Source organism: Sorangium sp. So ce1036, assembly GCF_051369805.1.
Classification (GTDB): domain Bacteria; phylum Myxococcota_A; class Polyangia; order Polyangiales; family Polyangiaceae; genus Sorangium; species Sorangium cellulosum_F.
Window position 1 is genome coordinate 4,348,841 of the sequence record NZ_JBBMOX010000001.1, and the last position, 12,054, is coordinate 4,360,894.

The 12,054-nt window shown below is 72.9% G+C and carries 8 protein-coding genes; 5 read left to right on the top strand and 3 right to left on the bottom strand.

Annotated features, from left to right (window positions below; genetic code table 11):
• Positions 1–110 precede the first annotated feature (110 nt).
• Positions 111–2,765, top strand: coding sequence for a tetratricopeptide repeat protein (locus tag WMF31_RS16510; RefSeq protein WP_436602859.1), 2,655 nt, complete (start codon positions 111–113; stop codon positions 2,763–2,765).
• Positions 2,766–2,901: 136 nt separating this feature from the next.
• Complete coding sequence (locus tag WMF31_RS16515) at positions 2,902–3,225, top strand: hypothetical protein (RefSeq protein WP_129348844.1); 324 nt, start codon at positions 2,902–2,904, stop codon at positions 3,223–3,225.
• A 109-nt stretch (positions 3,226–3,334) separates the two neighbouring features.
• Here the strand turns inward: WMF31_RS16515 and WMF31_RS16520 are convergent, their stop codons facing one another.
• Together WMF31_RS16520 and WMF31_RS16525 are read right to left on the bottom strand one after the other, a co-directional pair.
• Positions 3,335–3,661: a rhodanese-like domain-containing protein gene (locus WMF31_RS16520; protein WP_436602860.1), complete on the bottom strand. Its 327-nt coding sequence runs from the start codon at positions 3,659–3,661 to the stop codon at positions 3,335–3,337.
• 257 nt (positions 3,662–3,918) lie between these two features.
• Positions 3,919–6,399, bottom strand: a complete 2,481-nt coding sequence (locus tag WMF31_RS16525) for a PAS domain S-box protein (protein WP_436602861.1) — start codon at positions 6,397–6,399, stop codon at positions 3,919–3,921.
• A gap of 307 nt (positions 6,400–6,706) precedes the next feature.
• Here WMF31_RS16525 and WMF31_RS16530 point away from each other — a divergent pair, with 307 nt between their 5' ends.
• From WMF31_RS16530 to WMF31_RS16540, 3 genes are all read left to right on the top strand, one after another.
• Complete coding sequence (locus WMF31_RS16530; RefSeq protein WP_436602862.1) at positions 6,707–9,256, top strand: DEAD/DEAH box helicase; 2,550 nt, start codon at positions 6,707–6,709, stop codon at positions 9,254–9,256.
• Between the two features lie 190 nt (positions 9,257–9,446).
• Positions 9,447–9,995, top strand: coding sequence for a DUF892 family protein (locus WMF31_RS16535; RefSeq protein ID WP_436602863.1), 549 nt, complete (start codon positions 9,447–9,449; stop codon positions 9,993–9,995).
• Positions 9,996–10,399: 404 nt separating this feature from the next.
• Positions 10,400–11,182: a Uma2 family endonuclease gene (locus tag WMF31_RS16540; protein WP_436602864.1), complete on the top strand. Its 783-nt coding sequence runs from the start codon at positions 10,400–10,402 to the stop codon at positions 11,180–11,182.
• A gap of 45 nt (positions 11,183–11,227) precedes the next feature.
• Here WMF31_RS16540 and WMF31_RS16545 read toward each other — a convergent pair whose 3' ends face one another.
• Positions 11,228–12,016 (bottom strand): lysophospholipid acyltransferase family protein, encoded by a 789-nt coding sequence (locus tag WMF31_RS16545; protein WP_436602865.1) that lies wholly within the window; start codon positions 12,014–12,016, stop codon positions 11,228–11,230.
• Positions 12,017–12,054 lie beyond the last annotated feature (38 nt).

Here is a 12,054-nt window from a genome sequence, read left to right on the forward strand (position 1 = left end):
GGATCAGGCTCATGCAGGCCGTCGCCAGCGTGGGATGGCTCCTGTATCTTCCACACATGCCTGCCTGCCCGTGCCGCGACCTCCGCGATCCCGGCTCCAGAAGGGCGCGCGTGCGACGCGCCGTGCGCTGCTGGACGGGGCTCGTGACGGCGCTCGCGCTCGCCGCGGGCTGCGCCGCGCCTGCGCCCGTGCGCTCGCCGGCCGGAAGGCCTGCGCCCGTGGCCGGTACGCCATCGCCGTGCCCGGAAGCGGCGGGGAGCCCGGTGTTCTGCCTGCCGGCGGACGGCGGCGCGCCGCTCGTGGTGGGCCTGCCGCACGGCCACGGCTGGCAGCGGGGTGACTGGGTGGTGCTCTCGCACGGGCCGCCTGGCGCGCCGGCGGCGCGGCCGGTCGGCGTCGCCGTGGTCGCGGAGGCTCTCCAGGACACCGCGCGCGTGCGCGTGCTGTACCAGACCGAAGCGCGGCTCGACGGGGCCGGCGCGCGCAGGATCGACCGCGGTGAGCGGCCGCCGCTGCAGAAGTTCGTGGGCCGCGTGGTGCGGGTCGAGGGGGGCCGGGCGCTGCTCGGCGTCGGCCGTGAGGACGGCGCCGCGGTGGGCGATGTCTACGCGGTGCACCCGACAGGGGACGAGGGCGGGATCGCTGGCCGGGTGCGGATCGAGGCGCTCGGCGATCGGCACGCCTGGGCGGCGCCGGCTCACGGCGAGCCTCCGGCCGAAGGGCAGCCGGTCGTGTACCTGCGCCCTGCCGAGGAAATGTCCGCGACCGCGAAGGTGTCGATCGTCGTCCTCAGCTTCGCGCCGGCCGGCGCGCAGGACGCGCGGTCGCTTCAGGCGGGCAGGGGGGTCGCCGAGCGGCTGGCGAGCGCGCTCCGGGGCGCTGCCGCGGGGGCGGAGGGCGTCTCGGTGCGCCACGAGGTCGGCCAGCTCGTGCGGGGCGCCGGGGCGGCAGACGGCGGGCACGCGCAGGCGCGGGCCCTCGGCGAGCGACTCGGCGCCCACGTCGTGGTGTGGGGCGCGATGCGCTGCGATCGGGCGGACTGCGCGCTGCCTCGGCTCACCGTCGTGGATCCGGGGCGACTGAGGCTCCCGGCGGACGAGTGGTCCGGCGCGCCGGAGGACCTCGTCGCGCCGGGTCTCACGCTCGAAGGCGCTCGGTCCCTGGATCCCGCGGCGCTCTCCGCGGCGATCCTGGGCGCGTCGCTCCACGAGGCGCGGCGGTACGCCGACGCGCACGTTCACCTGGGCGATGCGCTGCGCCGCGGCGCGCTCGCGGGCACCGACGCGCTGCGGGCGCAGCAGCAGCGCGCGTACGCCCTGCGGATGGAGGGCCAGCTGGTCTCGGCGCGGGAGCAGGCCGCGGCGCTCCTCCAGGCGGCAACGGCGGCGGGCGCGGGGCGCTGGGAGCAGCACGGGCGCGCCGAGCTCGCGGCCGTCGACGCGCTCGAGGGCAAGGTGGACGCCGCGCGGGAGCACCTCCTCACGATCCAGCGGTGGGCGGAGGCGAACCATGATCACGCGTGGCTCGCGTTCGCGCTGCGCGAGCTCGCCGCGATGGAGGCCGTGGCGGGGCGAGCGGACGAGGCGCGAGCGCTCTACGAGCGCGCGCTGTCGCTGCGGCGGCGCGCCGGCGACATGCGGGGAGAGGCCCGCCTGCTGCGCCGGATCGCGTGGCTGTCGGCGCAGCAAGGGCGAGCGGACGAGGCGCGAGCGCTCTACGAGGGCGCGCTGTCGCTGTGGCGGCGCGCCGGGAGCGGGGCGGAGGAGGCCGAGACGTTGCGCCAGCTCGCGTGGCTGGAGGTGCAAGCGGGGCGAGCGGCCGAGGCGCGCGAGCTCCACGAGGCGGCGCGCTCGCTCGACCGGCGCGCCGGGAACGCGGCGGGGGAAGCCGAGACGCTGCACGCGCTCGCGCTCGTCGCGGAGCGGGAGGGGCGAGCGGCCGAGGCGCGCGAGCTCTACGGCGCGTCGCTGTCGCTGTGGCGGCGCAGCGGGGATCTGCAAGGGGAAGCCGAGACGCTGCATGCGCTCGCGAACATGGACGCGCAAGAGGGGCACCTCGACGAGGCGCGCCGGGGATACAGGGCGGCGCTCGCGCTGACGCGCCGCATCGGAAACGTGTTTGGCCAGGCAGGGACCCTGCAGGTGCTCGCGTCCCTGGAGGCGATGCAGGGACGCCTGGCTGAGGCGCGTGGTCTCTACGAGGAGGCGCTCGCGCTCCGGCGGCGGCTGGAGGACCCGTGGGGAGAGGCCGAGGCGCTGCACCTGCTCGGGCTGCTCTCGGCGAAGGAGGGGCGCGCCGACGAGGCGCGCGCGCAGCTCGAAGGGGCGCTCGCGCTCCGGCGGCGGATCGAGAACGCCTGGGGGGAAGCCGAGACGCTGCAAGCGCTCGCTCGCCTGGAGGAGGCGGCGGGCCGAGCCGCCGAGGCGCGCAGGCTCTATGATCTCTCGCTGGCTCCCGCGCGTCGCAGCGGAAACGTGGACGCCGAGATCGCCACGCTCCTCGGCCTGGCCGCGCTCGATCTGGACGACGGCAGGCGCCGCGAGGCCCGGCAGCGCCTCGACGACGCGCTGGCGCGGACGAGCGGCCCGCACAGCCTCGTCTACGAGGCCGTGTGCCTCGAGCTGCTGGGCAGCATCGACCGCGCAGAGGGCGATCACGCGAAGGCCCGCGCGCGATGGGCTGCGGCCCTCGCCCTCTACCGCCGCCTCGGGATATCGGGCGAGGCGGACCGGGTGGACGCGCTGCTCGCCGCGCTGCCGCCCTGACCGCCCGCCGGCGGGCGCCCGTCGGGCCGCCCGCCCCTCTCCACGCGCGCCGTGGAGGTCCCGGCTTCGCGTATGCTTCCCGCGCCCCGGGTCCGCCTCGCCACGTCGGGCGGCGGGGCACGGGAGTACGGAGATCATGGCGAAGAAGAAGCTCTCGGCCCGCGCCGCACGGCGCGCCAGCGATCGCGCGTCGGAGAAGCTCACGCGCGACATCGAGCGGCTCGCGCTGCTCGAGCCGGGCCACACCCCCGGGCGCGCCATCGCGCTCGACGCCGCCTCGCAGGTCGAGGTGGCGGCCCGCGCGATCCCGTGCCCCCGCTGCCGCGGCGCCCTCCGCGTGGAGGACCACACGGCCGAGACCCTGGACGGGGTACGGCTCCGCGTGGCGAAGGTCGCCTGCAGCGCGTGCGGCGCGGGGCGTTTGCTCTACTTCCGCCTCGGCGGCGCCGCCCTCAACTGATCCACCCCGGCCGTCACGCCGCGCCGCCCCGCTCGTGAGCCGCGGCGCCGGCGCTCCCTGCCCGCGCCCGGCCGGGCGCTCGTCCCTCGCCGGGCGCCCGCGGGTCGCGTCAATACCGCGGGATGCTCTCGTCGATATGGACCGACCACGCGTCGATCCCGCCCTGGAGCGAGGCCACGCGCTCGTGCCCGAGCTTCTCGAGGATGGCGGCGGCCGACAGGCTCCGGACCCCGTGGTGGCAATACGCGACGATGAGCGCGTCCGCGTTCGCGTCGATCTCCTCCGCGCGCTCGGCGAGCTCGTTCAGCGGGATCAGCGTGCTGCCGGGCAGCGCCGCGATCTCGTGCTCGCCGGGCGTGCGCACGTCGAGGAGGTAAACGGGCTCCCTCGCCTTCAGCTTGAGAAAGAGCTCCTTCACGGAAATCTGCTGAACCATGGCCTGCTCACCCTCCTGCGCGGAGCGATGCTGTGAAGAACCCTATATCAAGATCCACCGCAGCAGCTCTCCCATTCCTCCCCCACACCCGAGCTGGCCCCCATTCCTCCCCCCCCACACCTGAGCTGACGTGGCGGGCGGGGGGGCGCGGTGGGGGCGCACCGGAGGGTGCTGGAGTGCAGGCGAGCCACAAGAGTGGCTCGCCGGAACGCAAGCCCCGGAGGCGCGCCCCCACCGCGCACCCCCCGCCCGCCACGTCAGCCGTCGCGCCCGCGCGCCAGGGTGCCCACCACCCCCACGAGCTCCGCCGGATCGAGCGGCTTGGCGATGTGCGCCTGGTACCCGGCGCCCAGCGCCCGCGCGCGATCCTCGGCCCGCGCCAGCGCGCTGAGCGCCACGGCCGGCGTCGCCCCCCCGCGCTCGGCGCCGAGGGCCCGCACCTTGCGGATGAGCTGGAACCCGTCCTCGACCGGCATCCCCAGGTCGCTCACGAGCACGTCGGGCCGCTCCCGCTCCAGCGCGGCCAGCGCCTCCGCCGCCGACGCCACGGTCGTGACGGTCGCCGCGTACTCCGCCAGCACCCGCTGCGCCACCTCGCGCGCGTCGGCCTGGTCGTCCACCACCAGCACCCGCACGCCGGTGAGCTCCGCGCCGGCGTCGTCGAGCAGCACCGCGGCGCGGGCCGCCCCCTTCGACGGCGCCGCGCCGGGTGCCTCCTGCGAGACGCCCGCGAGCGGCAGCCTCACGGTGAACGTCGTCCCCCGGCCCTCGCCCTCGCTCGCGACCGCCACCGTGCCGCCGTGCAGCTCGACCAGGTGCTTGACGATCGACAGCCCGATGCCGAGCCCGCCGTATTTCCTCGCCGACGACGCGTCCGCTTGCCGGAAACGCTCGAACACGTGCGGGAGGAACTGCGCGCCGACGCCCACGCCCGTGTCGCTCACCGACAGCTCGGCGTGGGCCCCCACGCGCCGCAGCGTGACGTCGACCCGCCCCCCCGCGGGCGTGAATTTGACGGCGTTCGACAGGAGGTTCCACACGACCTGCTGGAGCCGGGTGGGGTCGCCCCGGAGGCAGGTCGGACCGAGGGCGATGGCCGTGGCGACCGTGATCTCCTTGGCCTCGGCGGCGAGCTTGATCGACTCGATCGCGCTCTGGATGATCGCGGGCAGGTCGACCGGCTGGACGTCGAGCCGCAGCTTCCCGGAGATGATCCGGCTCATGTCGAGCAGCTCCGACACCATGTCGGCCTCGAGCCGGGCGTTGCGCTCGATGACCTCGAGCCCCCGCGCGAGCACGTGGGCGTCGGGCGCGTGGCCCTGGCGGCTTTGCAGGATCCGCGCCCAGCCGAGGATCGCGTTGATGGGCGAGCGCAGCTCGTGCGAGAGCGTCGCGACGAAGTCGTCCTTGACCCGGCTCACGCGCTCCGCCTCGTCGCGGGCGGCGCGCTCGCTCTCGAGCAGCTTCCAGCGCGCCTCCTCGGCCTGCCGCTCCGCGGTGATGTCCTCGGTGATCCCCATGAACGACTCCACCGCGCCGTCGGGCCCGAGCTCGGGGATGAGCCGGATGCGGTATCGCCGCTCGCCGAGGCTGAGCTCCGCCCGCTGCGGCCTGCGCGTCCGCTGCGCCTCGCGGCACGCGGCCTCGCCCGCCTCGCACACCTCGGCCGACAACCCGCACTCGCGGGGCGTCTTGCCCAGGTAGTGCTCCGGCGGGAACCCCGTGACCCCCGTCGAGGTGGGCGACATGAAGGTGCAGCGCAGGCCCAGATCGATGCGGAAGATCGCGTCCGGCGAGTGCTCCATCAGCGACGCGAGCTGCCGCTCGCGCCGGCGGAGCTCGTCCTCGAGGCGCTCGCGCTCGGCGAGCGACCGCCGCGCCTCGTCGAGCGCCGCGCGGAGCCGGCGCTCGCTCTCGCGCAGCGCCTCCTCGGCGCGCTTGTGACGGCTGATGTCCAGGCAGAGGCCGACCCAGCAGCAGATCTCGCCCCGCTCGTCGCGGACGGGGACACCCCGGTTCAGGACGGGGTGCACGGCCCCGCCTTCGCCCAGATAGCGGAGCTCTTCCTCGAACGGCTCACCCGTCCGCACGCACCGCTCGAAGATCGCGACCTTGTGCCGGTCGTCGGGGTGGAGCGCGTCGATCCACCCGTGTTCCGAGCACTGCTCCTGGGTCATCCCCGCCATCCGCAGGAACGCCTCGCTGGCATAGACGTTCCGGCCGTCGCGGTCGCTGACCCAGACGCCGTAATCGATGGATCTCCCGATGGCGCGGAAGATCCACTCGCTCCTCCGGAATGTCTCCTCCGTCCGCTGGAACGCCGTCGTGTCGAGCGCGCAGCCCGTCGCGGCCCCCGGCGCCTCGGCGCGCTCCATGGCGGTGATGTCCTCGATGAACACCACGGCGCACGAGGGCGGTTCCCGGATGTCATGGACGAGGAAGCCCGTCAGGTGGAGCTTCCGGACGCTCCCATCCTTGTGGAGGCATCGCATCTCGAACGCGCGCTCGTCCGTCCCGCCCTCGATCAGCGCGCGCCACGCCGCGAGCGAGCCCGTCCGATCCTCCGGAGGCGCGAGATCCGGGAGCCGCTTCTGCGCGAGCTCCTGCTCGGCGTACCCCAGGATGCCGCAGAGCGCGCCGCCCGCGCGCACGATGAGGCCGCTCGACACATCGATCTGTGCGCACCCTCTCCCCGAGGATCGCGTCGCCCCGGCTCGTCGTCCGGCGGTCTCGTGCATCGCTGTCCGCCCCGGCCTCCCGATCCCCCGCGCGCACCAGGCCGATCCGGAAGGTGCCCCTGGACGTGTGCGCGCGGCGTCCCCCCTGTTTCGTCCGGCAACGGTATCACGAGCACGCGGCGCAAGGGCAGGACGGCAGCCCCGCTCGCGCCGCCCCGCGACTCCCGGCTGTCCCGGGAGCCCCGTCCGTCCTGCGTCGCGCGGCAGAGGTCGGCGATCCGGCGGAGACATGGAGGAGTTTGCTTGCATTTTCCCCCGGAACCAGGCTTGTGCAGGGTGCGCCCCCGACGGGCGTCACACTGCCGCCATGGATCACGCCGTCGCCCCGCTTTACGCGCGCCTCCCGCCGTCGCCCCACGACTTCACCGCCGACGATCTGCTGAACGGCTTCCTCGACTACGTCGCGGATCGGGGGCTCGAGCTCTATCCGGCGCAGGAGGAGGCCATCCTCGAGATCTTCGGCGGCAAGAACCTCATCCTCAACACCCCGACCGGATCGGGCAAGTCGCTCGTCGCGGCCGCCATGCATTTCAAGGCGATGGCGGAGGGGATGAAGTCGTTCTACACGTGCCCGATCAAGGCGCTCGTGAGCGAGAAGTTCTTCTCGCTCTGCAACGACTTCGGCCCCGAGAACGTGGGCATGCTGACCGGCGACGCGTCGGTGAACCGCGACGCGCCGATCCTCTGCTGCACCGCGGAGATCCTCGCGAACATCGCGCTCCGCGAGGGCGAGCGGGCGCTCTGCGACTACGTGATCATGGACGAGTTCCACTACTACTCGGATCGCGATCGCGGCGCGGCCTGGCAGATCCCGCTGCTCACGCTCCCGCAGGCGAGGTTTCTGCTGATGAGCGCCACGCTCGGCGGCACCGAGTTCTTCCAGGACGCGCTGACCCGGCTCACCGGCGCGGAGACGGCCATCGTCCGGTCGACCGAGCGCCCGGTGCCGCTCGACTACGAGTACCGCGAGACGCCGCTCCACGAGACCGTCGCGACGCTCGTGAGGAGCGGCAAGGCCCCGATCTACATCGTGAGCTTCACCCAGCGGGCCTGCGCCGAGGAGGCGCAGAACCTGATGAGCCAGGATTACTGCACCAAGGAAGAGAAGCGGGCGATCACCGCCGCGCTCGCCGAGGTGAAGTTCTCCAGCCCTTACGGCCGCGAGGTCCAGCGCTTCGTGAAGCACGGTATCGGGCTGCACCACGCGGGGCTGCTGCCCAAGTACCGGCTGCTCGTCGAGAAGCTGGCCCAGCAGGGGCACCTCAAGATCATCTGCGGCACGGACACGCTCGGCGTGGGCGTGAACATCCCGATCCGCACGGTGCTCTTCACGAAACTCTGCAAGTTCGACGGCGAGAAGACGGCGATCCTGAGCGTCCGTGATTTCCAGCAGATCAGCGGCCGCGCCGGCCGGAAAGGGTACGACACGCAGGGCAGCGTCGTGGCCCAGGCGCCGGAGCACGTCATCGAGAACATGCGGCTCGAGGCCAAGGCGGGGAACGACCCGGCCAAGCGGCGGAAGATCGTCAAGAAGAAGCCGCCGGAGAAGGGGTATGTCCACTGGGACCGGAGCACGTTCGAGCGGCTGATCCAGTCGCCCCCCGAGCCGCTCGTGTCGCGCTTCCAGGTCACGCACGGCATGCTGGTCAACGTGCTCGGGCGCGAGGAGGGCGGGTGTCAGGCGCTGAAGCGGCTCATCCGCGGCACCCACGACCGCCCGGCGGTCCGGCGCCAGCACGGCAAGACCGCGATGCTCCTCTTCCGCTCGCTCGTGGAGGCGCGCATCATCGAGTTCGTCCCGAGGGAGGACGGGCGGGGCAAGCGCATCCGCATCAACGCGGATCTCCAGGAGGACTTCTCGCTGAACCACGCGCTCTCGCTCTACGTCCTCGAGACCGTGGACAAGCTGGATCCCGAGAGCGGCACCTACCCGCTCGATCTCTTGACGCTGGTCGAGTCGATCCTCGAAAACCCCGATCTCATCCTGCAGAAGCAGCTCGATCGGCTGAAGACCGAGAAGCTCGCGGAGCTCAAGGCGGCGGGCGTGGAGTACGATCAAAGGATCGAGGAGCTCGAGAAGCTCGAGGTTCCGAAGCCGAACCGGGAGTTCATCTACGGCACGTTCAACGACTACGCGCGGCGGCACCCCTGGGTCGGGCAGGAGAACATCCGGCCGAAGGGCGTCGCGCGCGAGATGTACGAGCAGTACCTGTCGTTCGGCGAGTTCATCAAGGAATACGGCCTGGAGCGGGCGGAGGGGCTCCTGCTCCGGTACGTCTCCGAGGTGTACAAGGCGCTCGTCCAGACGGTCCCCGACTACGCGAAAGACAGCGACACCGAGGACATGATCGCCTATTTCCGGGCGATCGTGCGCGGCGTCGATTCGAGCCTGGTCGACGAGTGGGAGCGGATGCGCGACCCCTCGTTCCAGCCCCGCGCGGCCGCCACCGGCGGCGTCGTCGAGCCGGCCGCGTTCGACGTCACCAGGAACCCGAAGGAGTTCACGGTGCTCGTCAGGAACGAGCTGTTCTTCTTCCTGCGCGCCCTGTCCCGCCGCGACTACGACCTCGCCGCCGAGATGGTGGAGGGCGAGGAGCAGCCCTGGACCGCGGATCGGCTGGAGGAGGCGCTCCGGGGCTATTACGCGGAGCACGCCTCCATCCGCACCGATCCGGCGGCCCGGAGCCCGGGCAACACGATCATCCACCCCTCCGAGGACGGCGGGGCGTGGGGGGTGGAGCAGATCATCGTCGATCCGGACGACGACAACGACTGGATGCTCGACTGCAAGGTCGATCTCGAGCGCTCGCGCGAGGCGGGGCGGCCGGTCATCGTGCTCCGGCGCATCACGAGCTGACGGAGCTCCGTCCGACATCGCCCCGCTGGCGCGCGATCGAGCCGGGCCGCCTTCACGCGATCCTGGTGAGCGTCCCTGGAGGGCCCGGCGTCCAGACCGGTCCACGACGCCTGGTCGCCCCGGCCGGGCGCGCGTGGTCGCCGGTCAGCGCGCGGCCTGCGAATCGCATCTGCCCTGGTCGGAGGCACTCATGCAGAAGCTTGCACAGATGAACAAGGACAAGGCCGTCGACCTGCTCAACGAGCGGCTGACGTTCGAGCGCGCGAGCGTCCGACTGTACGACTCCACGATGGAGAAGATCCGCCGCACGGCCGATCCCGGCCTGCAGAACCTGCTCGGCCAGCTCAAGAAGTACCGGGATCAGGAGAAGGAGCACGAGGAGTGGCTCGAGGAGCAGATCCGCGCGCTCGGCGGGGATGCGCACGCCGAGACCGAGATGTCACGGCTGATCACGCTCGAGTCGAAGGGCCTTGAGCAGGTGGTGCTCGACGGCGACCCGAGCCCGACCCACACGCTCCACGCGATGCTCACCGCGGAGCTCGTCGATAACTCCGGCTGGCAGCTCCTGCTCGAGCTCGCCGACGAGGCGGGCGACGACGAGGCGAGGGAAGCGTTCAAGCAGCGCCTGCACGAGGAGGAGGACCACCTGATCTTCGTCCGGCAGATCGTGGAGCAGTGCATGCGCACGGAGCTGCTCGGCACCCCCGAGCAGGCCGTCGAGATGGCCCACCCGACGTGACCTGACGTCGGCGGGGAGGGGGCCCGAAGGAGAACGCGTCGCCGGTCCGCCGCGGCGCGCGCCGGCGCGAGGTGGGGCGCTGGCCCTCGGCTCCTCCGCGGCGGAGGCGAGCCTGTCGCGGTCGCCGCGCGCAGCGGCCGCGCTGGCCGGTTTCGCGGCGGTCGCCTTGCCGGGCTCCGAGCAGCCCACATCCCACCACGAACCACGACGAAATTCATGGCCATCCCGTAAACGTCCCGCTCATCACGCGCTCGCCCCATGTCGTTTCATGCAGCGTTCATCCCGGCCGGGCCTGCCGGCGCGGCGCGATCGTCGCGGTCGGCGCCGCGCCGTGGTAGCGGTGGGCCCCGCGACGCGTTCGACCCAGGGGACGAGGAGCGGTACCCTCCTCGAAGGAGCGACGCATGGCCTTTCAGAGCGATACCTCGTTCGTCCCGATCCCGCCGCCGGGCGAGGACGAGCTGCCGTACGACGACGGAGAGCCGATGGAGTCTCAGCGGCATCGCAAGCAGATGGAGCTCCTCATCGAGGTGCTGGATCTGCTGTGGAAGGACCGCGACGACGTGTACGTCAGCGGCAACATGGCGATCTACTTCAGCGAGCTCCAGGCGAAGAAGAACGACTTCCGCGGGCCGGACGTCTTCGTGGTGCTCGATACGGTGAAGCGCGAGCGCAAGTCCTGGGTCGTCTGGCAAGAGGACGGCAGGACGCCCGACGTGGTGATCGAGCTGCTCTCCGAGAGCACCGAGAAGGTCGATCGCACCGACAAGATGCGGATCTACGCGAAGCTCCTGCGCGTGCCCGAGTACTACCTGTTCGATCCGTTCACTGGCGTCCTCGAGGCCTACACGCTCGATCTCGCCACGATGTCCTACGTGCCCGTCGCGCCCGCGGCGAACGGCGATGTGGTGAGCTCGCGGCTGCACCTCGGGCTCGGCGTCCGTCGCGGCACGTATCACAACCTCGAGGTCGACTGGCTGCGCTGGCTCGACGCGGAGGGGCGCGTGCTGCCCACCGCCGAGGAGCAGGCCCGCGCCGCTGAGGAGCAGGCCCGCGCCGCCGAGGAGCAGGCCCGCGCCGCCGAGGGGCGCGCGCGCGCCGCGGAGGACGAGGCGAAGCTGCTCGCGGCGCGGCTGGCAGCGTACGAGCAGCGGTTCGGCAAGCTGCCGGGCGGCGAGTCGACCTAGGACGCCGAGCGGGGGCCGCCAGGGAGCGCGCTGAAGCGTGCTCCCTCACCCCGCCCGGCGCAGCGCCTCCGGCAGGGCCGCCGCCACGACCGCCCCGCACGCCTCCGCCGCGGCGTGGAGCTCCGCGAGCGACGCCGCGGGCGGGGCGAGCGGCGCGTGCACCACGACCCGCACCACCCCGGGCGCGGCGGCGAGGCGGCCCTTCGGCAGGAGCGCGCCCGAGCCGTCGAGCGTGACCGGCAGGAGGCGCGCCCCCGCGGCCGAGGCCGTCCGGAAGGCGCCCAGCCGGAAGGGCAGGAGCCGGCCCGTCGCGCTCCGCGTGCCCTCGGGGAAGAACACCGTCGACCAGCGCTGCATCACGTTCCGCCGCGCCTCGTCGAGATCCGCGGCCGCGCCCCGGCCGCGGCTCCGGTCGACCGGCGTGTGGCCGTAGAGGCGCATGCCCCAGCCGAGCAGCGGCACGCGGAACAGCGCGCGCTTGGCGAGGAATCGGATCGGCGCCCGCGCCTGCAGCACCACGAGCAACGCGAGGATGTCGAGCGCGCTCTGGTGGTTCGCGACGATCACGTAACGCTCGCCCGGCCGCACGTGCTCGACGCCCTCGGCCTCGACGCGCACGCCGACCAGCCAGAGCGCGCCGCGCGCCCAGACGACCGAGAGCCGATCGTGCATCCGCTGCCGGCGATCGAACGGGAAGCAGACCAGGCCGATGGGCAGCAGGACGAGGAGGAACAGCGTCGCCCAGGCGCAGGCCAGCGCCGTGCGCACGCCCTCGACAGGTCCTCTTCGCACCCCGGCGCCGAGCGCGACGCCGTCATCGGAAGGTTGCACCATCCCCATGCTACCCGCGCCGGCGCCCCGCCGGAACGCGC

Bases quoted from the DNA above. Each gene is read 5' to 3' on its own strand.
- WMF31_RS16515 (WP_129348844.1), top strand. From the start codon at position 2,902: ATGGCGAAGAAGAAGCTCTCGGCCCGCGCCGCACGGCGCGCCAGCGAT.
- WMF31_RS16540 (WP_436602864.1), top strand. From the start codon at position 10,400: ATGGCCTTTCAGAGCGATACCTCGTTCGTCCCGATCCCGCCGCCGGGC.
- WMF31_RS16530 (WP_436602862.1), top strand. From the start codon at position 6,707: ATGGATCACGCCGTCGCCCCGCTTTACGCGCGCCTCCCGCCGTCGCCC.
- WMF31_RS16520 (WP_436602860.1), bottom strand. From the start codon at position 3,661: ATGGTTCAGCAGATTTCCGTGAAGGAGCTCTTTCTCAAGCTGAAGGCG.
- WMF31_RS16535 (WP_436602863.1), top strand. From the start codon at position 9,447: ATGCAGAAGCTTGCACAGATGAACAAGGACAAGGCCGTCGACCTGCTC.
- WMF31_RS16525 (WP_436602861.1), bottom strand. From the start codon at position 6,399: ATGCACGAGACCGCCGGACGACGAGCCGGGGCGACGCGATCCTCGGGG.
- WMF31_RS16545 (WP_436602865.1), bottom strand. From the start codon at position 12,016: ATGGTGCAACCTTCCGATGACGGCGTCGCGCTCGGCGCCGGGGTGCGA.